Annotated in this window: 20 protein-coding genes and 1 riboswitch; of the genes, 11 read left to right on the top strand and 9 right to left on the bottom strand. The window is 45.1% G+C overall.

Features of this window, described 5'->3' with window-relative positions; translation table 11 throughout:
- Nucleotides 1-54 precede the first annotated feature (54 nt).
- Nucleotides 55-255 carry a DUF1107 family protein gene (locus tag OCU90_RS15585; RefSeq protein WP_004735283.1) on the top strand — a complete coding sequence of 67 codons (201 nt, stop codon included), beginning with the start codon at nucleotides 55-57 and terminating at the stop codon, nucleotides 253-255.
- Between the two features lie 110 nt (nucleotides 256-365).
- Here OCU90_RS15585 and msrA read toward each other — a convergent pair whose 3' ends face one another.
- A complete protein-coding gene (msrA, locus tag OCU90_RS15580) occupies nucleotides 366-995 on the bottom strand; it encodes a peptide-methionine (S)-S-oxide reductase MsrA (RefSeq protein WP_017083757.1) in 630 nt (209 codons plus the stop codon).
- A 212-nt stretch (nucleotides 996-1,207) separates the two neighbouring features.
- On the opposite strand from msrA, the gene tamA reads away from it, so the two are divergent.
- From tamA to OCU90_RS15560, 4 genes are all read left to right on the top strand, one after another.
- Nucleotides 1,208-2,920, top strand: a complete 1,713-nt coding sequence (gene tamA, locus OCU90_RS15575) for an autotransporter assembly complex protein TamA (protein ID WP_061023532.1) — start codon at nucleotides 1,208-1,210, stop codon at nucleotides 2,918-2,920.
- Nucleotides 2,917-6,675 (top strand): autotransporter assembly complex protein TamB, encoded by a 3,759-nt coding sequence (tamB, locus tag OCU90_RS15570; RefSeq protein WP_061023530.1) that lies wholly within the window; start codon nucleotides 2,917-2,919, stop codon nucleotides 6,673-6,675. The genes tamA and tamB overlap by 4 nt, the downstream gene beginning before the upstream one ends.
- Nucleotides 6,676-6,724: 49 nt before the next feature.
- A complete protein-coding gene (locus OCU90_RS15565; RefSeq protein ID WP_061023528.1) occupies nucleotides 6,725-7,081 on the top strand; it encodes a gamma-glutamylcyclotransferase family protein in 357 nt (118 codons plus the stop codon).
- Nucleotides 7,082-7,164: 83 nt separating this feature from the next.
- Nucleotides 7,165-7,521, top strand: coding sequence for a DUF2799 domain-containing protein (locus tag OCU90_RS15560; RefSeq protein WP_029224572.1), 357 nt, complete (start codon nucleotides 7,165-7,167; stop codon nucleotides 7,519-7,521).
- Between the two features lie 91 nt (nucleotides 7,522-7,612).
- On the opposite strand, the gene fbp is transcribed toward OCU90_RS15560, so the two are convergent.
- Nucleotides 7,613-8,623, bottom strand: a complete 1,011-nt coding sequence (gene fbp / locus OCU90_RS15555; protein WP_004735289.1) for a class 1 fructose-bisphosphatase — start codon at nucleotides 8,621-8,623, stop codon at nucleotides 7,613-7,615.
- Between the two features lie 270 nt (nucleotides 8,624-8,893).
- Here fbp and mpl point away from each other — a divergent pair, with 270 nt between their 5' ends.
- The 5 genes from mpl (at nucleotide 8,894) to thiQ (ending at nucleotide 14,565) form a co-directional block, all read left to right on the top strand.
- Nucleotides 8,894-10,252 (top strand): UDP-N-acetylmuramate:L-alanyl-gamma-D-glutamyl-meso-diaminopimelate ligase, encoded by a 1,359-nt coding sequence (gene mpl / locus OCU90_RS15550; RefSeq protein WP_061023526.1) that lies wholly within the window; start codon nucleotides 8,894-8,896, stop codon nucleotides 10,250-10,252.
- Between the two features lie 38 nt (nucleotides 10,253-10,290).
- Nucleotides 10,291-10,914 (top strand): flavin prenyltransferase UbiX, encoded by a 624-nt coding sequence (locus OCU90_RS15545; protein WP_016787846.1) that lies wholly within the window; start codon nucleotides 10,291-10,293, stop codon nucleotides 10,912-10,914.
- A gap of 43 nt (nucleotides 10,915-10,957) precedes the next feature.
- Nucleotides 10,958-11,077, top strand: a riboswitch (TPP riboswitch).
- Between the two features lie 53 nt (nucleotides 11,078-11,130).
- Complete coding sequence (gene thiB / locus OCU90_RS15540; RefSeq protein ID WP_061023524.1) at nucleotides 11,131-12,123, top strand: thiamine ABC transporter substrate binding subunit; 993 nt, start codon at nucleotides 11,131-11,133, stop codon at nucleotides 12,121-12,123.
- Nucleotides 12,124-12,247: 124 nt separating this feature from the next.
- Nucleotides 12,248-13,861, top strand: a complete 1,614-nt coding sequence (gene thiP, locus OCU90_RS15535) for a thiamine/thiamine pyrophosphate ABC transporter permease ThiP (RefSeq protein ID WP_061023522.1) — start codon at nucleotides 12,248-12,250, stop codon at nucleotides 13,859-13,861.
- Complete coding sequence (gene thiQ / locus OCU90_RS15530) at nucleotides 13,861-14,565, top strand: thiamine ABC transporter ATP-binding protein (protein WP_004735295.1); 705 nt, start codon at nucleotides 13,861-13,863, stop codon at nucleotides 14,563-14,565. Before thiP ends, thiQ begins: the two co-directional genes overlap by 1 nt.
- Nucleotides 14,566-14,673: 108 nt before the next feature.
- Here the strand turns inward: thiQ and yjgA are convergent, their stop codons facing one another.
- Nucleotides 14,674-15,198 (bottom strand): ribosome biogenesis factor YjgA, encoded by a 525-nt coding sequence (gene yjgA, locus OCU90_RS15525; protein WP_017083748.1) that lies wholly within the window; start codon nucleotides 15,196-15,198, stop codon nucleotides 14,674-14,676.
- Nucleotides 15,199-15,316: 118 nt separating this feature from the next.
- Here yjgA and pmbA point away from each other — a divergent pair, with 118 nt between their 5' ends.
- Nucleotides 15,317-16,660: a metalloprotease PmbA gene (gene pmbA / locus OCU90_RS15520; protein WP_004735297.1), complete on the top strand. Its 1,344-nt coding sequence runs from the start codon at nucleotides 15,317-15,319 to the stop codon at nucleotides 16,658-16,660.
- Between the two features lie 148 nt (nucleotides 16,661-16,808).
- On the opposite strand, the gene mgtE is transcribed toward pmbA, so the two are convergent.
- From mgtE to OCU90_RS15490, 6 genes are all read right to left on the bottom strand, one after another.
- Nucleotides 16,809-18,164 (bottom strand): magnesium transporter, encoded by a 1,356-nt coding sequence (mgtE, locus tag OCU90_RS15515; RefSeq protein ID WP_004735298.1) that lies wholly within the window; start codon nucleotides 18,162-18,164, stop codon nucleotides 16,809-16,811.
- Between the two features lie 148 nt (nucleotides 18,165-18,312).
- Nucleotides 18,313-18,588 carry an HPr family phosphocarrier protein gene (locus OCU90_RS15510; protein WP_004735299.1) on the bottom strand — a complete coding sequence of 92 codons (276 nt, stop codon included), beginning with the start codon at nucleotides 18,586-18,588 and terminating at the stop codon, nucleotides 18,313-18,315.
- A 2-nt stretch (nucleotides 18,589-18,590) separates the two neighbouring features.
- Complete coding sequence (gene rapZ, locus OCU90_RS15505) at nucleotides 18,591-19,460, bottom strand: RNase adapter RapZ (RefSeq protein WP_061023519.1); 870 nt, start codon at nucleotides 19,458-19,460, stop codon at nucleotides 18,591-18,593.
- A gap of 1 nt (nucleotide 19,461) precedes the next feature.
- Nucleotides 19,462-19,923: a PTS IIA-like nitrogen regulatory protein PtsN gene (gene ptsN / locus OCU90_RS15500; protein WP_004735301.1), complete on the bottom strand. Its 462-nt coding sequence runs from the start codon at nucleotides 19,921-19,923 to the stop codon at nucleotides 19,462-19,464.
- Between the two features lies 1 nt (nucleotide 19,924).
- Nucleotides 19,925-20,212 carry a ribosome hibernation promoting factor gene (hpf, locus tag OCU90_RS15495; RefSeq protein WP_004735302.1) on the bottom strand — a complete coding sequence of 96 codons (288 nt, stop codon included), beginning with the start codon at nucleotides 20,210-20,212 and terminating at the stop codon, nucleotides 19,925-19,927.
- 72 nt (nucleotides 20,213-20,284) lie between these two features.
- Nucleotides 20,285-21,745 carry an RNA polymerase factor sigma-54 gene (locus OCU90_RS15490; RefSeq protein WP_004735303.1) on the bottom strand — a complete coding sequence of 487 codons (1,461 nt, stop codon included), beginning with the start codon at nucleotides 21,743-21,745 and terminating at the stop codon, nucleotides 20,285-20,287.
- Between the last annotated feature and the right edge of the window lie 22 nt (nucleotides 21,746-21,767).

Raw genomic sequence — 21,767 nt, 5'->3', positions numbered from 1 at the left:
GCGGTGGTGTTCAGGTACGTGACTGTAGTACTCAAATGGAATTGAGGTTGTATTATGTTAAGAAAATTTTCTACTTACCGTCCACATCAGGTGGCGCGTTTCGTTAAAGTCCTGTTCAAAGGCCAGTTTGCTATTGAGGGTATCGGAGAGTTTCGCTTCGACCAAGGCAAAGTGCTTCTTCCTGAAGTTTCAGACAAACAAAAGCTCACTATTTTTAAAGAAGTTAACGGCACCATTGCTGCGCTGCCGGTGTAACTGACTGTTATAGATTTGCATTGCGTCAAATAGATTTCCAATGAAAAAGGGCTTCCTAGCGGAAGCCCTTTTTTAATGGATGTTGTTCTAGTTTGTATGCCTAACACACATTATTGCGGAGGGAAGCAGACACCCGTACCGCCCAACCCACAGTAACCGTTAGGATTTTTGGCTAGGTATTGTTGGTGGTAGGTTTCTGCGAAAAAATATTTTCCAGCAGGTAGAACTTCCGTCGTGATCTCGTTGCCTAATGATTCAGTCATTGCTCGTTGATATTCACGTTTAGAGTGCTCGGCGACGGCTTGTTGCTGTTCGCTGAATGTGTATATCGCGGAACGGTACTGAGTCCCTAAGTCGTTGCCTTGGCGCATACCTTGGGTTGGGTTATGGCGCTCCCAAAAGGTCTCAAGTATTCGAGCTAAAGATGTTTGTTCGCTATCAAAAATGACACGAACGACTTCGGTATGACCGGTTTGTCCGCTGCATACCTGCTCATAAGTGGGATTGACTGTGTATCCACCAGCGTAGCCAACGGATGTGGAAATAACACCATCAAGTTGCCAAAACAAACGCTCAGCTCCCCAAAAGCATCCCATACCAAGTAGGACTTCTTGTTGGGAACCCATAGGAGCATCGAGTAAGTCAGTTTGATTGACAAAATGGCGCTCAGTGATTCGGATTGGGTCTGAATTTCCCGGTAATGCGGTTGCTGCGGAAACCAGTTGTTGTTTGTTTAGCATGTTATATTCCTTTTCGCATACGTTTACCGCGTAAGTTAACATTAGATCCAGGTTTATATTAACTGTAGGTTCATATTAACGGCTGGTTCATATTGATTAAGTCTTTAAATTAGACCGTGTTATTCCAAGATTTATTACAGACTCAATGTCTTTTTAGCGGTATTATTTCTTTTCATTTATTAACGTATTGATAACTTCTTCACCAATTAAGCATGATAAGAAAAACTTTACCAGTTCTGATTGGCACTCTATTGTCATCGACGCTCGCTTTCGCTGATGTTTCCCTTGAAATTAAAGGGCTTAATGGAGCGCTTGAGGATAATGTTGATGCTTATCTGAGTGCGATTCCTGAAGAAGAGTACTCGGTTTCATTAAGGTTCCAATCTCGCTTGGAGTCTATGATAAAAGAAGCCCTGAATGCGTTAGGTTACTACCACCCTAATATCACATTTTCTCACCCCGAAGATGATACCGAAATGACCGTTACGGTTGAGCCGGGAGAGCCTGTTGTTATTTATACTTCAGATATCGTTCTGACTGGTGAAGCCAAAGATGATCCTGACTTTTTGGCTTTGATAGCTAGAAGTAAGCTGTCTAAAGGTTCGATTCTGAATCATGGCAATTATGATTCTTTGAAATCATCGATCCGCAACCTTGGATTAGCGAAAGGCTACTTCGATGGGTCGTATGATCTTAGCAAGCTAGAAGTCGCCCCTGAATTAAACCGTGCTTATGTCCGCCTTCATTATAACAGTGGTATACGCTACCACTTTGGCACAACTACAGTGACGGGCAGTCAAATTGAAGATGACAAAGTTCAATCTCTCAAGCCGTTTAAAGATGGCGAACCTTACTCTATTACCAAAGTCGGCGAGTACAACCAAAACTTGTCGAATACAGATTGGTTCTCCTCGGTATTTGTTGAGCCAGATTTAAGTCAGTTAGGCGAAGGCCGAGAAATCCCGATGAAGGTTAGCCTTGCTCCGCAAGCTCGTAACCAAATCGAAACGGGTATCGGTGTCTCAACAGACCTTGGTGTGAAAGGCACTCTTAAATGGAAAAAACCTTGGGTTAATGATCGAGGCCATAGCTTCAATAGTAGCTTGTCGATCTCCAAGCCTGAGCAGACGATCACTGCAGCTTATAAAATCCCATTGGATGACGTACTTAATGACTACTACCAAGTTAAGTACGGTATGAAAAATTTGGATAATCGTGATACCAAGAGTTTGGAATCCAACCTCGCCTTAGAAAGATATTGGCGTCTGGACAATGGCTGGCAACGCACGGTGTTCATTCGATACTTGGTCGAAAACTATGAACAAGGTTTACAAGATGACTTGGCACAGTTTGTTTTGCCGGGTTTCTCTTTCTCACGAACTCGAACGCGAGGTGGTTCGATGCCGATGTGGGGCGATAAACAAACCATTATGTTTGAAGCGGCCGATGATACCTTGTTATCCGAAACTAAGGTTGTTCGTTTTCAAGGCCAAACCGCTTGGATTAGAAGCATTGGCGATAACCACCGAGGCCTAACTCGGCTTCAATTTGGCGGTAACTTTGCCGACGAGTTTGAGAAGCTGTCTCCTTCCCTAAGATTCTTTGCCGGTGGTGATAACAGTATTCGTGGTTATGGCTATGAGTCGATCTCTCCGCGCGATGAAAGTGGCGCTTTAACGGGTGCAAAATTTATCGCAACCAGTTCGTTTGAATACCAATACCGCTTGGTTGGAAACTGGTGGGGCGCTGCATTCTACGATATTGGTGATGCATTTAATGACAAGCCAGAGTGGAAGCACGGCACCGGTGTCGGGGTGCGTTGGGCGTCCCCCGTTGGTCCAGTGAGTCTAGATTTTGCTTGGGGCCTAGATGCGAAGAAAGGCGATGAGTTCCAACTGCACTTTAGTTTAGGACCTGAATTATGATCAAAGTGATGGGCAAGTGCCTGAAATGGACGTCGATCTCATTGACGTCTATTTTGCTATTGTTGATAGCCCTGCTCGGTTTTGTTTTGTTCACCAATCTAGGGTTGAACACCGTGTTGTGGGGCGCTGAAAAAGCATTACCACAACTTAAAGTGGAAAGTACTAAAGGAGCCCTGTTCCCAAGCTTTACGCTTAATAATGTTCAGTTTAAAGATGACAGCCTGCATATCGACACCAAGGTTCAAAAGCTGAACTTGGCTATTAACCCTCGTTGTTTGCTTGATCCTAAGCTGTGTGTTGATCGTTTAGCGATTCAAGGGTTGGACTTCGCATTGACTGAACTGCCTCCCCCCTCTACAGAAGAAGTAGAACCGACTCCGCCCCTAACATCAGTGAAAACACCATTACCAATAGTGATCAATCGCATCGCTTTATCTGATATCAAACTGAATATCTTGGGTCATGAAATCGAATGGGGTCTGTTCTCAACGGCTCTGAGCATGCAGGGAGAAACGCTGACGGTATCGCCAACCTTGTTCAATGACCTAAAAATTAAGCTTGCTGAATCGACAGAAGAACCGCAAACAGAAACGGTAGAACCAGAGGCTGCCACTAAAACGGCTATCGAGTTACCTGAAGTCTTAATTCCTTTGCAGGTTGTACTTGAGCGTTTTGATCTTAACCGTTTCACCTTAGAACAAGAAACACCAATCGTTGTTAATCACCTTGGACTAGAGGCACGCGCGGGTAAACACACGGTTGATGTTTCCACTCTCGAACTCGATATGCCACAAGTAAGCGCAAATCTAACGACGAAGGTTGAGCTTAAAGGTGATTACCCGTTAGAGCTGTCTTTGGATACGTTAGTGAAAGAAACCGACCTTGCTGGGCAGAAGCTATCCCTGAAAGCGCAAGGTAGCGTAGCTAAACTAAACTTAGATTCCGAGTTTTCTGAATTGATTGAGGCAAAGCTGTCTGGGGATATTCAACCCTTAGAGCCAACTCTACCATTTGACCTTCTTTTAGAGGGCGGACAAGCGCAGTGGCCTCTTACCGGAAAAAGCGATTACCAAGCGACAATTGAGCAATTCAAAGCTAATGGCTCACTAGATAGTTTCAATGTTCTACTTAAAGGTGGGGCCGATGGTAAGGAAATCCCTGAGTTATCAATCGATCTACAGGGTAAAGGCACCACGGAACAGATCGAGCTCGAGCGTCTAAAGCTCAACACGCTAGGCGGTGAACTTAACGGTGTCGTTAAAGCGAATTGGAAGAGTCTCGTTAACTGGCAAGCTGACGTGACACTCAAAGACATTCAGCCGGGCCTGCAATGGCCAGAAGCCGAGGGTAACATTAGCGGAAGCATCGTCACCTCGGGTGAGTTGACGGAAGCGGGCGGCTGGGCGATTGAATTGCCTAAGTTGGATATTGAAGGGATCTTACGAGAATATCCTCTCGATATCGAAGGTCAGTTGTCAGCGTCGGATCGCAGCGCGAACGGTGAACCAAAGCTGAAAACCAGCGGTTTGAGCTTGGCTCATGGTGTGAACTCGATTAAGGCACAGGGGCAACTTGATAAGCAATGGGACATGGGCGTTGAGATCTTCTTCCCTGAGCTTGCAAAAAGTAGTCCTGAGCTGAAAGGTAGAGTGATCGGTAGCATCCAACTTAGCGGCCCAACGAAAGAGCCTGAAGTCGATCTTGCTTTAAATGTTGATAAGGTCGATTGGAATAACGAAGCAACACTAGAATCCTTGTCGCTTAATGGCTCTTTGGTTCCTCTGCCATTACCTGAAGCCCAAGCCGATCTTGTACTCAAAGCTAAGAACTTAACCTATCAAGATCAAAACGTGGAAAGTATTGATCTCACGGTGAGTGGTGGTGAGAAGAAGCATACCGTGACACTTGATGTGATATCCGACATCGTGTCTACAAGCTTAGCTATTTCCGGTGAGTTGATTCAAAAGCCTTCTCTTATTTGGGATGGGTCGTTAGACAGAGTCAAAATTACCACGCAACAGGGGCCTTGGGTGTTAGATCAACCTGTCGCGATTAAGGCGGATGTCGACAAGCAGTTTGCCGATGTACAAGCACACTGTTGGAATCAATCGGGTTCGAGTGTATGTCTGGATGAAGACGTTCGTGTCGGGAAATCAGGTGAGGCGAAATTGGCGATCAACCAATTCGACTTCGAACAGATTAAAGCTTTTGTGCCTAAAGAGACGCAACTACAGGGCTTAGTCAATGCGACCGCTCATGCTAAGTGGTCTGAACAAGGTGAGCCTGAGGTTACGGTAAGCGTTGATATGCCGAAAGGTCAGGTTGTTCAACAAGTTGGTGAGCCAATCACACTGGGTTGGGAAAGTATTGCATTGAATGCCCAGCTGAAAGATAACAAATTGGATGCCGATTTTAAGCTGGATGTTTCCGACAATGGTGACCTGTCTGGTACGGTGTCGTTACCGGATATTCTTGCCGAAGACAAAATGGTAGATGCTGCAATTAAGCTGACCACGTTCCACCTCGATTTCTTGCAACCAATCCTAGGTGAGTACAGCCTGTTGAAAGCCGACCTTGAGAGTGATCTTCAAGTTAAAGGCTCTTTGATGCATCCTCAAGTCTTTGGTCAGTTCTCGGTTGATGGTATTCAAGTCAAAGGCGACGTTACGCCTGTTGATGTGAAAGATGGCCGTATCGATCTCGACTTTGATGGTTATAGTGCAAAGCTTGATGCGAATGTAGAAACACCTGACGGTCACCTTGATATTGAGGGAACCGGAGATTGGCAAGATCTTAAAGCATGGCACTCTAACGTTAGAGTTTTTGCCGATGAGTTGATGGTTGATATCCCGCCGATGGTCAAGGTTAAGGTCGTACCTGATATGACTATTGATGTCACGCCCGAGCTGGCAAAAATTACCGGTGACATAGCACTACCATGGGGACGAATTGTGGTAGAAGACTTACCACCGTCAGCGGTTGGTGTGTCTTCCGATCAGGTGATATTGAACAAAGATCTTGAGCCTGAAAGTGAAGATACGATCCCATTCAATGTGATGACCAATATTAATATCTCCATTGGTGATGACTTTAAATTGTCTGCCTTCGGTCTTGAAGGCGACTTGGTTGGTAAGCTCAATGTAGCTCAAAAAGACCAAGGCCCATTCATCACTGGTGAAGTGAATATCGTCGATGGTACTTATCAATCATTCGGTCAAGACCTCTTGATCGAAGAGGGTAAGATTCTAATGAATGGCCCACCGGATCAGCCATATGTAGCCATCAATGCAATTCGTAACCCTGATAATACTCAGGATGATGTGACCGCAGGTATTCGAGTTACAGGCCCTGCGACAGAGCCGACCATCGAGATTTACTCTGATCCAGCGATGCCACAAGCGAACGCGCTGTCTTATATTCTGCGTGGCCAAGATATCGATGGTGAGTCCAGCGGTTCGATGACAACAACCTTGATCGGTTTGAGTTTGGCGAAGAGTGGTAAGGTTGTTGGCGAAATCGGCGAAGCCTTTGGTGTACAAGATTTACAACTGGATACAGCAGGCTCTGGGGATGACTCTCAGGTTACGGTAAGCGGCTATATTCTCCCAGGTTTACAGGTGAAATATGGTGTGGGTATCTTTAACTCGTTAGGCGAGTTTACCGTTCGTTATCGATTGATGCAGGATCTCTACGTTGAGGCAGTATCGGGTCTAGACAGTGCTGTGGATCTTCTCTATCAATTTGAATTTGAGTAACACTTTGAGCGGTGATTGATTAGCGGATGACGAATGCTAGGGAGTGAGTATGAAGCACCTCGTTTTTGTTTACGGGACATTGAGAAAAGACCAATCGAACCACCACTATTTAAAACAATGTGAGTGTTTAGGAAGGTTTGACACACCTGAGGAATACGCACTTTTTGATTTAGTTGCGTATCCGGCGATGATTTTCGGAAAGAAAAGTGTCGCTGGCGAGGTCTATATCATTAACGACGAAATTTTGGAGTCGCTCGATCGGCTAGAAGATGTTCCTGTTGAGTATCGTCGCGAGCAAATAGAGACTATATTTGGATTAGCATGGGTATATTTATATCAGCTTGATCTAACAGCTAATAAAGAAATACTTTCGGGTGACTGGTGTAAGCGGAATAACCCGCTCTAGTGAGTGAACTAATGAAAGCATTCTGACGTAATAGCTAACAGTCTCAATGTACAGGCTAGTCTTTTTTCCATCAGGAGGAAATCATGAAATATCTATTATTGGTGCTATCAGTAATGTTATTCGGTTGCGCGCAAACCCCGCCACCAACATCAATGAATACGACCGATTGGCAGAGCTTTGGCGAAGAAATGGCGCTAAAAGGGAAAACCAAACAGACTGAAGCAAGTTTAGCAGAAGCTGCGTCTTCACCATCTATTGATGCCGATTTGTATGCGGCTTACGACCAAGGTTATGAAGTGGGTAAAACTCAGTACTGTTCGCAGAACCCGCGAGCGCTAGGACGTCGCGGTGAGACCTACCTTGGCATTTGCGATGACGTCGATAAATGGTTCCGTTTCAACTTTGAACGGGGTGCTGAATCGAAGTATCAGGTTCGATAATCCGGTAAATAATCACTTAGTGAGTACTAAAAAGCCAGCATATAAATGCTGGCTTTTTTAATGACGTTATTTTGAGAAATAAACGAGAGGATTAGTCTCGGTTAAGCTCAAGAAACTCTTCTACTTTGCGAACCATGTCTGTTGAGCCAACAAAGAAAGGTACACGTTGGTGTAACTCAGTTGGTTTGATGTCCATGATACGTTGAGCACCGTCTGAAGCGATACCACCCGCTTGTTCCATAAGGAAAGCAATTGGGTTGCACTCGTAAAGCAAACGCAGTTTACCTTGAGGGTGGCTTTGTGTGCTTGGGTATAAGTAGATGCCGCCTTTCAGCAGGTTACGGTGGAAATCTGATACTAGAGAACCAATGTAACGAGAAGTGTAAGGGCGGTTATCACTTGGCTCATCTTCTTGGCAGTACTTGATGTACTTTTTAACACCCGTAGGGAAGCGGAAGTAGTTACCTTCGTTGATCGAGTAGATCTTACCTTCATCAGGGATCATCATGTTTTCATGAGATAGACAGAAGGTACCCAGTGATGGGTCGTAGGTGAAACCATTGACGCCAGCGCCTGTTGTGTAAACAAGCATGGTTGAAGAACCGTAAATTACGTAACCAGCTGCGACTTGTTTGTGTCCAGGTTGTAGGAAATCTTCTTGTGTTGGTGGGGTACCAATCGGTGACACTCGGCGGTAGATAGAGAAAATCGTACCAACCGATACATTCACATCGATGTTTGAAGAACCATCAAGTGGATCCATCAGAACAACGTATTTTGCGTTTTTGTTGAGCTCTTTATTGAAGGCAACAGCTTCGTCTTCTTCTTCACTTGCAACGCCACAAACTTGGTCACGAGCTTCTAGAGCCGCTTTAAATTTGTCGTTCGCGTAAAGGTCTAGCTTTTGTTGCTCTTCACCTTGAACGTTGTCTGTACCAACAGCGCCAGTAATGTCGACAAGACCTGCTTTGTTGATTTCACGGTTAACAATTTTCGCAGCAAGACGAATTGATGACAAAAGGGATGATAGATCACCACTTGCATGGGGAAAGTCACTTTGTTTTGCAACAATGAACTCACCAAGGGTGCGCATCTCAGACATGTTATTTCCTTAAACTTCTCTCAATATTAGGGGGGATTTGAGCACTGTAGATTAGGCCTCTTGAGTGGGCTTTATTCATCTAGACGCTTACCTAAATTCTAAAGGTTAGATCTTTTTAATGGTAATGAACTAAGCGACACAGATCTCACTTACAATGTCGACTAAATTTGTTTTGCATTGCTGCTCGCTTTTAATCGCCATTTAATGATAATGAGTGCAAGTAGTTTGATTTAGACATGGCTCATTTAGCCAAGCGTTTGGAAGCAATATATGCATATTCACATCTTAGGAATTTGTGGCACCTTCATGGGTGGTGCCGCGGTATTGGCTCGTCAATTAGGTCACAAGGTTACGGGTAGTGACGCGAATGTTTACCCTCCAATGAGCACTTTGTTGGAATCACAAGGGATTGAAATTATTGAAGGGTTCGACCCCAGTCAATTAGAGCCAAGGCCTGATCTCGTGGTTATCGGTAATGCCATGAGCCGTGGTAACCCGTGTGTTGAGTATGTATTGGATAATAACCTTAGATACACATCAGGCCCGCAATGGTTGCAAGAATTTCTACTGCATGACCGTTGGGTATTAGCGGTATCGGGAACGCATGGCAAGACAACAACATCGAGCATGCTGGCTTGGATTTTAGAAGACTGTGGCTATGCGCCTGGCTTCTTAGTTGGCGGCGTGTTGGGTAACTTTGGTATCTCTGCTCGCCTTGGTGAAAGCATGTTCTTCGTGGTCGAAGCCGACGAATATGACAGTGCTTTTTTCGATAAACGATCTAAGTTCGTTCATTACCACCCAAGAACCTTGGTGATGAATAATCTTGAGTTCGATCATGCGGATATCTTTGACGATCTTGAAGCGATCAAGCGACAGTTCCATCATTTGGTTCGCACTGTGCCAAGTAATGGTCGTATTTTCTCACCGAAGCAAGATACGGCTATTGAAGATGTTCTATCTCGTGGGTGTTGGAGTGAGACTGAATCGAGCGGCGAACTTGGCGATTGGGATGCCAAGAAACTGGTTAAAGATGGCTCTAAATTTGAGGTCTATTTCCAAGACGAATGTGTTGGAACCGTAGACTGGGATTTGGTTGGCGATCATAACGTAAGTAATGCCTTGATGGCGATTGCGGCGGCAAGACATGTTGGTGTGACACCCGACTTAGGATGTGAATCACTGGCGACTTTCATTAATACCAAGCGTCGCTTAGAGTTTAAAGGCGAAGTGGCAGGTGTTTCTGTCTATGACGATTTTGCTCATCATCCTACAGCGATTGAACTTACGCTGGGTGGCTTACGTAATAAGGTCGATACGAAAAAAATCATTGCTGTTTTAGAGCCTCGTTCTGCCACCATGAAGCGTGGTGTGCATAAAGAAACCTTGGCTGATTCGCTCAAACAGGCGGATTCTACCTACTTATTCCAACCGGATAATATTGATTGGTCTGTACAAGATGTTGCCAATGCGTGCCATCAACCCGCACATGTAAGTGATGACATGGATGCATTCGTTGCTAGAATTGTCTCAGAGGCACAAGCGGGCGACCAAATCTTAGTAATGAGTAATGGTGGCTTTGGTGGTATTCACCAGAAATTGTTGGATGCGTTGGCACTCAAAGGCTAACGGCATCCACGACCTTATATTTTGAAGTAATTGAGAACATGACAAAACACGATAAAGCTATAACCCTCGCTTTCACTGGCGCATCAGGTGCGCCTTATGGCCTGCGTTTACTTGAATGCCTTTTGGCGGCGGATTATCAGGTCTATTTACTGATATCGTCGGCTGCGCGAGTGGTGTTGGCGACCGAGCATGAACTTAAGTTACCTGCAGGGCCCGATGCAGCGAAACAAGCTTTGGTTAAACACCTTGGGTGTGACCCCGAAAAGCTGGTGGTGTGTGGCAAAGATGATTGGTTCTCTCCGGTTGCCTCTGGCTCAGCAGCGCCGAAGCAGATGGTAGTTTGCCCATGTTCAGCGGGAAGCTTGGCTTCAATTGCTCATGGCTTATCGGATAACCTGATTGAGCGTGCTGCAGATGTGGTCATGAAAGAACGAGGCCAACTGTTGTTGGTGGTTCGTGAGACGCCATTCTCGACGCTGCACTTGGAGAACATGCATAAGCTATCGACTATGGGCGTGACGATCATGCCTGCCGCTCCGGGTTTTTATCATCAACCTAAGTCGATTGAAGATCTGGTCGATTTTATGGTGGCGCGCATTTTGGATCATCTTGGCATTGAGCAAGGTTTAGTGCCACGTTGGGGTTACGATCAACGTAATTGATCCAAACTTGATAGCTTATTGTTAAAATTCGAATTACAATTCTGAACACTCATCGGGGAGCAAACCATTCAAATAATGAATGCGAGCTGAGATCAAGCAAGTGCTTGGGACCCGTAAACCTGAACCAGATAATGCTGGCGTAGGAATTGAGTTAGGAATAACTTCTACCGTTCTCCTCCCTCAAACCTGTGCCGCTCAGACCATGGAGAGCGTCCAGTGAAATTCACATTAACAACTCTTGCTGTTACTACAGCCATCTCTTTTTCTGCCTTTGCTGCAGACAATACCCTAACGGTTTATACCTATGATTCTTTTGCTGCGGATTGGGGCCCTCGTCCTGCCGTTGAAAAAGCATTTGAAGAAAAGTGTGGCTGCGATGTGAACTTTGTCGCGCTAGAAGATGGCGTGTCTATTCTGAACCGCTTGCGTCTTGAAGGTGGGAACAGCAAAGCAGATATCGTGTTAGGTTTAGATAACAATCTGATGGCTGAAGCGAAAGCGACGGGCTTATTAGCTAAGCACAGTGTTGATACGTCATCAGTAACGCTTCCTAATGGTTGGAACGACAGCACTTTTGTACCCTATGACTTTGGCTACTTTGCTTTTGTTTACAACAAAGAGAAGTTGGCAAACCCGCCTAAGAGCTTGAAAGAACTGGTTGAGCAGCGTGATGACCTTAAGGTTATCTACCAAGACCCACGTACATCAACGCCGGGTCAAGGCATGATGCTATGGATGAAGTCAGTATACGGTGATGAAGCGACAGCAGCTTGGAAGAAGCTCGCTCAGAAAACGGTTACTGTGACTAAAGGTTGGTCTGAAGCTTACTCTATGTTCTTAAAGGGTGAGTCGGACTTAGTCTTGTCTTACACGACTTCTCCGGCTTACCACATCATTGCAGAAAGTGATTCTAAGTACGCAGCAGCAAGCTTTGAAGAAGGCCATTACACTCAAGTGGAAGTGGCAGCGAAAGTTAAAGGCAGCAAGAACGAAAAGCTTGCCGATGAGTTTATGGTGTTTATCCTAAGTGATGAATTCCAATCTGCGATGCCAACGGGCAACTGGATGTACCCAGTGACGGATATCGAGCTACCAAAAGGGTTTGATCTGTTAACAGTACCGCAGAAAGCTCTGAGTTTTACGCCTGAAGAAATCGCTGCTAAGCGTAAGCCTTGGATTCGTGAATGGCAGAGTGCACTTACTTTTTAAAAGATTAGCTCTCTAGCTTAACTTTCTAAAGATGAGTTTCCTAAAATTCAGCTTTCTAACTTTCTGTATTTAAAGGTTCGTTCGATATACTTTGAGCGAACTATTTACGGTAAAAAATCAATTTATGATAAAGAAAACACCTAAGGTCGGGATCTGGGTTGCGATACTCATTACCGCCTTTGTGGTTTCAGCAGTTGGGGCATTGCTTAGCAATGCCCCTTCTCTTGATATCAGCCAAGTATGGTCCGATCCTTACTATTGGCATGTAACGAAATTCAGTTTTTATCAAGCGACACTCTCAACTGTGCTGAGTGTTGGCTTTGCTATACCTATTGCTCATGCTTTGTGTCGCAGGCAATTTTTTGGGCGGGCTCTGTTGTTAAGGCTGTTCGCGTCGACCTTGGTTCTGCCTGTGTTAGTCGGTGTGTTTGGTTTGCTTGCTATTTATGGCAACAGTGGTTGGTTAGCTAAATTTCTGGCGAACTTCGATATTGAACTGCCATTCTCCATCTATGGATTGAATGGCATTTTACTCGCACATGTCTTCTTTAATCTGCCCTATGCCAGTCGTTTACTTTTACAAGCTTTAGATACCGTGCCTGCCGAGCAACATAAGCTGTGTGCTCATTTGGGTATGAGTCATTGGAATAAATTCAAATGGGTAGAATGGCCGCGATTGAGACAACAACTGCCTCATGTGTGTGGCTTAGTCTTCATGTTGTGCTTTACTAGCTTTGCTACCGTGATGGCGCTAGGTGGCGGTCCGAAATCGACCACTATCGAACTCGCTATTTATCAAGCGATTAAATTCGATTTTGACCTACAGGCTGGTGCCTTGCTCGCGATATGGCAAATGCTGCTATGTGGTGTATTAGCGGTGAGTATTCAGCGCTTGTCTAAGCCTATCTCCGTGACAGCCAGTCAGCTGTCGGAAGAGAAATATTTGGTTAAGGACAGCTGGTGGTCAAAAGCTTGGGATAGCTTTTGGATCATAGTAGTCTCAATGCTGGTATTGCCGCCATTAGCCATGGTTATCGTCAGTGGTATTAACTCACAAGCACTGATTGTGCTCAGCAGCGAACCGTTTTGGGCTGCGTTAATGACCTCCGTTAAAGTTGCGTCCTTAGCAAGTGTTATTGCTGTCGGTATTGGTATTGCGATACTGCTGACCAGTCGTGCATGGCGTTTGCAGAATAAGAACTTTAGAGCCGATAAAATCGAGCTGATTGGTACCATTATCTTAGTGACACCAGGGTTAGTGATCAGTACGGGACTCTTCTTATTACTGCGTTCATTTACCGATGTATTTAGCTTAGCTTTCTTTATTGTGATTGCAGTAAATAGCTTGATGGCACTGCCTTATGTGATAAAAACCTTAGCCCAACCTATGTTGCATTTATCTCAACAGTATCAATACGTGTGTGCAAGCTTGGGAATGACAGGTTTCACACGTTTTAGGCTGGTGGAGTGGCGCGCACTACGTAAACCAATGGCGCAAGCCTTCTCTATTAGCTTTATGCTGGCGATGGGTGACTTAAGTGCCATTGCCTTGTTTGGTAGCCAAGATTTTAGAACGCTGCCTTTGTATCTATTCCAATTGTTAGGCAGCTATCAGATGGAAGCTGCAGCGGTGGTTTCTGTGAGTTTACTGCTGCTGAGTGTGGGCAGTTTTAGCTTAATAGAATTTTTATTTACTCGAAGTTCAAAGCCCAATGCTAAAGAGTTAAGGAACCGATGATGTTAGTGATGAAAGAGGTGGACTACCACTATCACCGAGAGTTGTTTCGCTTTGATTTTCAAGCTGAGCAGGGCGACATTGTCGCGTTGATGGGGCCGAGTGGCGCTGGTAAATCAACGTTGTTGGCGCTAGTCGCGGGATTCATAGAGCCTACATCGGGTGAGATCTCAGTGGCAGGACAATCGCTTATTGGTAAAGAAGCGCACCAACGTCCATTGGCGATGTTGTTCCAAGAGCATAATTTGTTTGCCCATCTCACCGTACGTGAAAATATTGGTTTAGGGCTGCATCCAGGATTAAAGCTTACCGCAACCCAAAAGCTCAAAGTTGAGCAAGCAGCCGCACAAGTAGGTGTTGCAGAGTATTTAGATAGATTGCCTGAGCATTTATCGGGTGGCCAGCGCCAGCGTGTCGCGTTAGCCCGCTGTTTTGTTCAGCCTCATGATATCTGGTTGCTTGATGAACCTTTCTCTGCGCTTGATCCTTTGCTGCGCGAGGAGATGCTTAGCTTAGTGAAGCGATTAGCGGCAGAACGAAATATTACGGTATTGATGGTGACTCACCATTTAGGTGATGCACGCAGTATCGCGAATAAGTTTATTTTTGTGGCGCTAGGTAAGGTGTTGGTTGAAGACTCGATAGAGGTACTGACAGCTGCTCATCCACAGCAAGAATTAAGCTCGTTTGTTAAAGCGGGTGAGTGACGACTGAGTATTGGTCTTGATGGCTTTTGATATAGAGTCAGTCGAAAACAAAAAGACCTAGCATGTGCTAGGTCTTTTATTATCTTTCTGAGCAAAGGGAGACGAAGATTAGTCGCCTTGCTTTAGCTCTTTTAAGATTTGGAAGATCTCGCGAGAAGACTTCGCTGGTTTGTTCGCTGATTTCTCTTTGTTAGCTTGGCGAGCTAGCTGACGAAGACGTTGACGGTCTGCTTCAGGGTACATTTCCATAACGTCAGAAATGGCAGCATCGCCTTCTGCAACAACGCGGTCACGCAGTTGTTCTAGTTTGTGTAGTTCAACTGTTGCTTGAGAGTGTTTGTTGCGAATTTTATCTAAAGCCGCTTGAATTGGCTCTGGATCTACATTGCGCATTACTTTACCAATGTATTGAAGCTGACGGCGCTTTGCTTCATTTTTAAAGCGTTGTGCATCTTTAATCGCTTGTGCCAGGTCTTCAGACAAAGGGAACTTATCAAGAATAGAAGGCTTTAGTTCAACAAGCTCTTCTCCCAGCTTTTGCAGGGCATCCATGTCCGTTTTCATTTCTGTCTTACTTACCCAGATGATTTCTTCTTCTGGTTCCCATGGGGCTTTTTGGTTTTTGCGAGCCATCTTTTCTGCCTATGTCACTATCTCAAACGAATATATTGCCTATTTTAGCAAGAATCTTGGGGAGAAAGCGAAATTCTTGTTATCCTACGTAATATTGACCTAAAAAATTAGAATAGATATGGATGTAAAACAGCAAGTCGCCCAGCAAAGAGTTGAGCTAGAAGCCGCAGTAGCTAAAGCGTTGGATATGGCATCAGTGAGTGCAGACGCAGCTGAGGTCGCTATTACTAAGTCAACGGGTTTAAGTGTTTCAACACGTATGTGTGAAGTGGAAAACGTTGAATTTAATAGTGATGGTGCTCTAGGTATTACTGTTTACCGCGGCCAGAAAAAAGGCAGCGCATCTACATCTGATCTGAGTGAAAAGGCAATTGCTCAAACAGTCGCGGCTGCGCTTGATATCGCTCAGTATACTTCTGAAGACCCATTTGCAGGTCCTGCAGCAAAAGAATACATGGTAAAAGAAATTCCAGATTTGGATCTTTTCCACCCTGATGAACCAAACCCTGACTATGCCGCTGAGATTGCAATTGCTGCTGAGAAGCAAGCGCTAGCTTATAGCGACAAGATCAAGCAAAGTGATGGTGCAAGCTACGACAGTCATTATGGTGTTAAGGTTTATGGTAACAGCCATGGCTTACTAGCAAGCTACGCCTCAAGTCGCCATAGCACGAGCTGCTGTGTGATTGGACAAGGCGCTAATGGTGAAATGGAACGTGACTACAGCTACACCGTTGCACGTCATCGTGATGAGCTATGGGCGCCTGAGCGTGTTGGTCAAGAAGCGGCAGAAAAAACCATCAGCCGTTTGGATGCTAAAAAGCTACCAACAGGCCAATATCCAATTATGTTCGCGAACGATGTTGCTACAGGTCTAATTGGCCACCTTGTGATGGCAATTAGCGGTGGTAACCTTTACCGTAAGTCTTCGTTCTTACTGGATCATCTAGGTCAGAAAATTTTGCCAGATTGGTTCAATATCTCTGAGCGTCCGCATATCTTACGTGGTTTGGCTTCAAGCCCATTCGATAGCGAAGGTGTTTACACTCAAGATCGTGAAATCATCACCGACGGTGTGTTAGCAACTTACCTGCTAACGAGCTACGCCGCACGTAAAATGGATATGACGCCAACAGGTCATGCGGGTGGTATTCATAACTGGTTCGTTAAATCGACCGGTCAAAACTTTGAGCAGATGCTAAAAGAGTTAGGCACAGGCTTCCTTGTGACTGAAGTGATGGGTCAAGGCGTTAATACCGTGACAGGTGATTATTCTCGTGGTGCTGCAGGTTTCTGGGTTGAGAACGGAGAGATCCAATACCCAGTATCGGAAGTGACGATCGCAGGCAATCTAAAAGATATGTTCACTCAGATTGTAGCGGTAGGTAACGACGTTGAAACTCGTTCACAAATTCAAACCGGTTCTATCTTGCTTGAATCGATGAAAGTCGCGGGTGAGTAATTTACTTAATTTGTTGTAGTTTAAACATGAGACTTAAACCTGAAGCGTAAATCTGACCTATTAAAAAGGGAGCCTCTGGCTCCCTTTTTGTATTCAGCATCCCATCTTAGAATAGGCTATCTGTTTATTCACACTAGATAAGCATGAGTTAGATAAGAATGGTGGCTAGGCCTAAGAATACCGATAGGCCAATCACATCGGTTACTGTGGTCAGAGCCATACCGCCTGCAAGGGCAGGGTCGATATTCATCTTCTTCAGCATCACAGGAATGGTTACACCGGCGATACCCGCGACAATCAAGTTTGTCATCATCGCTGCTGAGATGATGCCTCCCAAGATCCAATTGCCTTTCCAAGCAACCACTATGCCGCCAATGATAACGGCCCATAGAATGCCGTTAAGGAAGCCGATAGAGGCTTCTTTGAGTAGCAGTTCGCGTTTGTTACTGTCACCAATGTGACCAAGCGCTAAACCACGAATCACTAGAGCGACGGTTTGGTTACCTGCAACCCCACCCATGGACGGTACGATAGTCATCAAAACAGCAATCGCGGCCATCTCATTCAGTGTCGCCTCAAACATGTTAGACACAGACGCTGCCGCGAGTGCTGCCAAAACGTTTGCGCCTAGCCATACACTACGACGACGAGCAGATTTGACGACCGGTGCGAAGGTATCTTCGTCATCGTCCATACCCGCCATACTCATCATTGAGTGTTCGGCATCTTCACGGATAACATCAACCACATCATCGATCGTGATACGACCGACAAGGTGTTGATTTACATCGACAACAGGAGCTGACACCCAGTTACGACGTTCGAACAGGCTGGCGATATCAGAGGCACTGGTTTCAACTGCGATCGCTTCGTCGGCATCTTCCATCACTTCTGAAACAGACACATCAGGCTGAGTCGTAATCAGTGTGCTGAGCGATAGGTTACCAATGAGGCGTTCGTCGTCATCGATAACATACAATGCATCGGTAGCGTCAGGTAATTCACCACGCATACGTAAATAACGCAGTACGACCTCAACATCGACATCACCACGTATCGTGATTACGTCGGTGTTCATTAACGCACCCGCTGAATCTTCTGGGTACGATAGTGCGGTTTCAACTAAAGCACGATCAACGGAGTCCATTTGAGAAAGGACTTCGCGAGAAACATCGTCAGGTAGGCTTCGAAGTACGTACGCGACGTCATCGGTTTCCATGCCTTCTGTTGCTTCTGCCAAGGTCTCTGGTGCCATTTTCGACACAAGAGCATCTTTGACGTCTTCGTTTAGTTCATCAAGAATTTCACCGTAGTCTTCAGGGTCGGTGAGTTGCCAGAGTACGTCACGACTTTTGCGAGGGGAGGCTTCTAAAAGGTGTGCAATATCCTCAGGTTCCATATCCTGAAGTTGTCGGCGTACGTGAACAAATCGGCCGTTTTCTAGGGCTTCGCTGACTTCTTGGAGGGTTTGGTGAGCTTGGTCGAATTCTAATTGCTCTGCCATATTTTCCTCCTATCTCATTATTCTAACAATGCTTGGAATAGTAACTTAATTCTGGGGCTTATTTAAATCATTAACTTAGGTAGAACTAAGAATTAATATTGGTTGATGCGTGGTTTGAGTTCTAGATGTTGTGAGTGAAGCGTTTTTGCTACTCGCCTTCATCAAACCGGTCTTCAATTAGGTGACAAACGGCATCAAGCGCTTGCTGTGAATCGGTGCCTGCGGCTTGGATGGTGATGTGTTGCCCTTGCGCCGACTCCAGCATAAGTAGCCCCATCACACTGTCTGCTGTTGCCGTTTTATCTTCTTCACTATGGATAGTGATGGTTGCATCAAAGCTTTGTGCAAGCTCAACCAATTTTACGGCTGCTCTAGCGTGAAGACCCAAGCGATTTTGGATCAGTACAGTTCGAGTTAATTCCATGGTTAGCCCTGTTGGTGCTTCTCTAGGGAGGCGTGTCTGATTTGAACTTGATGGCCAAGTTGTTCGAAGTATTCACCAATTTTCTGAGTTAGGTAAACCGAGCGGTGTTTACCGCCAGTACAACCAATCGCGACCGTTAGATAGCTGCGATTATTCTTCTCTAGCATTGGCAACCACTGCTCAACAAAGCCTTGAATTTGCTGCTTGAGTTCAAGAACTTCTGAATGTTTTTCAAGAAAAGAGTGAATGGGTGCATCAAGACCCGTTAATGGTCGCAGTGCGGGTTCCCAGTGAGGATTCGGCAAAAAGCGAACATCAAACACATAGTCGGCATCACTTGGTAGGCCGTATTTGAAGCCGAAAGATTGAAAGACAATGATCAGCTCTTGCTTCTCTTTGCCTTCAACTTTAAATCGAACCTTTTCGCTCAATTCATAGAGGTTGCAGTCACTGCTGTCAATCACAATGCTGGCTTGCTCTGCGAGAGGTGTTAGGAGTGTCTTTTCTAAATCAATCGCTTGCTCAAGAGATAACTTTTCCTGACCGATCGATAAAGGGTGGATTCTGCGTGTTTCGCTGTAGCGGTTGAGTAGCGTTTGCTTGCTTGCGTCTAGGAACAAAACGTTCACATCAATATCAGTGGCGGCTTCTAGTTGTTCTAGAGTCTCTGTAACTAACTGCGGTTCTTTCGGTAGGTTGCGAATATCAATGCTAACAGCGACGTTTTGATTGATCTCGCGTACCGATTCGACGAAGTCGCTTAGCAGGTTTACTGGAAGATTATCAACACAGTAATACCCCAAGTCTTCAAGGACTCGTAACGCAACACTTTTACCGGCCCCAGATTGGCCACTCACAACGATTAATCGCATGTTATTGCTCGCAAGTTGGCACTTGGATCATTATGTCGTAAAGCTCTTGATCGCTTTGAGCATTACGCAACTTTTTAAGAGTCTGCTTGTCGTTAAGTCGTTCTGCCATACATGAAAGGGTTTTTAGATGTTCCTTGCACTGTTCACTTGGAACAAGCAGGGCAAATAGTAGGTCGACAGGACGATTATCAATCGCATCAAATTCGATTGGGTCTTGGCATTGTAGTAATACAGCTATCGCTTTATCACTGACATTCATACGAGCATGAGGAATAGCGATACCATTACCAATACCAGTACTGCCCATTTTTTCACGGCTCAACATGCACTCAAACAGTTCTGTTGAATCTTGACCGCAGCTTTCTGCAGCGATCTGACTGATGAGCTCAAGGGCTCTTTTTTTGCTTGTGCATTGGACTGCACTTTTGGTGCAGTCCAATGAAAGTACTTCGCTTAATTGCATGTTAGTGACTACTTAGCTTTTCTTTGTGCTTGTTGAGTTGGCGGACGAGTTTATCAACCAATGAATCAATCGCGGCATACATGCTTTCATCAGTTGCTGTCGCATGGATTTCCCCCTGATTTATATGCAGGGTAGCTTCCGCGATTTGATTGATTTTCTCAACTTTTAAAACAACCTGAACGCTATTGATATGATCAAAGAAGCGCTCAAGTTTGTCGAATTTAGTGCGAACATAGTCTTGCATTGAATCGGTAAGATCAACGTGATGGCCTTGAATATTGATTTGCATAGACTTTCCTTTTCAGTTGGTTGCCAGGTTATAACTAAATTAATAGTTAACTAAATAGCTAACTAAATTAGCCTATAACAGGCGTTTACGCTGACTCGATGGGGCAATGCCCAGAGACTCACGGTATTTCGCTATGGTACGTCTAGCTACCTGAATTCCTTGGTCAGCCAGTAAAGCAGCAATCTTACTGTCACTGAGAGGCTTCGCGGTATTTTCCGCTGCGACAAGCTTCTTAATGAGTGCGCGAATTGCTGTAGATGAACATTCACCGCCATTGTCAGTGCTGACATGGCTTGAGAAAAAGTATTTGAGTTCGAAGATGCCACGTGGCGTGTGCATGAATTTTTGAGTCGTCACACGAGAGATCGTGGATTCGTGCATATCAACGGCTAACGCAACATCATTCAGAACCATTGGCTTCATCGCTTCTTCGCCATGTTCGAAGAAATCACGCTGATGTTCAACAATGCATCGCGCAACTTTGAGTAGCGTCTCATTTCGGCTTTCTAAGCTTTTGATTAGCCATTTTGCTTCTTGCAAATTTGAGCGAATGAATTGGTTGTCTGCGCTGCTGCCCTTGCTACCAAGAGCGGCATATTGCTGATTTACTTTCAGCTTAGGGACACTATCAGGGTTAATGGTGACTAACCACTTTCCAAGATCTTTGAACACCGTTACGTCTGGAACCACATATTCAGTTTCGTCCGGTGTAATCTTACTGCCAGGTCGAGGATCCAGTTGCTGAATCAGCTGCAGAACCTCACGTAGTTCCGCTTCTTTCAGCTTGGTTTCTTTGATGACTAATTTGTAATCGCGGTTACCGAGTTGGTCGATGTGGCTAGTAAGTACTAACTTAGCTTCGTTAAGCCAAGGGGTATCCTGGGGAAAGGTTGCCAGTTGCAGTAACAAGCAATCTTGTAGGTTCACTGAACCGACACCCAGCGGGTCAAACTGCTGAACTCGTTTGCGGACGGCTTCAATCTCATCAAGCTCTACTTCTTCGCTATCGAAGTTTTCAAGGATATCTTCACAAGATACGGTGAGGTAGCCATAGTCATCAATGGCATCAATCAGCGCGAAAGCAATGCTTCGGTCAGTTTCAGAGAATGGTGTTAGGTCGAGTTGCCAAAGTAGGTAATCGTGTAGGCTTTGAGTCGTTTCGCCTTGATAAACAGGCATGTCGTCATCAATCGCAATACCAGTGTTACCTGTGTTTGCGCTGTAGACGTCTTCCCAAGTTGTGTCGATTTCTAGTTCGTTGCCAATTTCTGATTTTTCGATTAAGTCTGAACTATCAGGTAAATCTTGCTCTGTGGCTTCAACTGTTTCTTTCTCGTCACTGCTAGGTTTCTCTTCCGATGTAGGCGTATCTTCATTGCCTTCTTCGACATCGAGTAGTGGATTAGATTCAAGTGCTTCTTGAATCTCTTGCTGCAAATCTAAAGTAGACAATTGCAACAAACGAATCGCTTGCTGCAATTGAGGAGTCATTGCTAACTGTTGGCCTAGCTTAAGTTGTAATGAGGGTTTCATTCAGTGTGACTTACCTAGTTAT

Origin of the sequence: Vibrio splendidus (assembly GCF_024347615.1) — a bacterium.
Taxonomy (GTDB): Bacteria; Pseudomonadota; Gammaproteobacteria; order Enterobacterales; family Vibrionaceae; genus Vibrio; species Vibrio splendidus.
The sequence above is the reverse complement of the archived record's forward strand: the minus strand, read 5'-3'. Positions and strand labels throughout refer to the sequence as shown.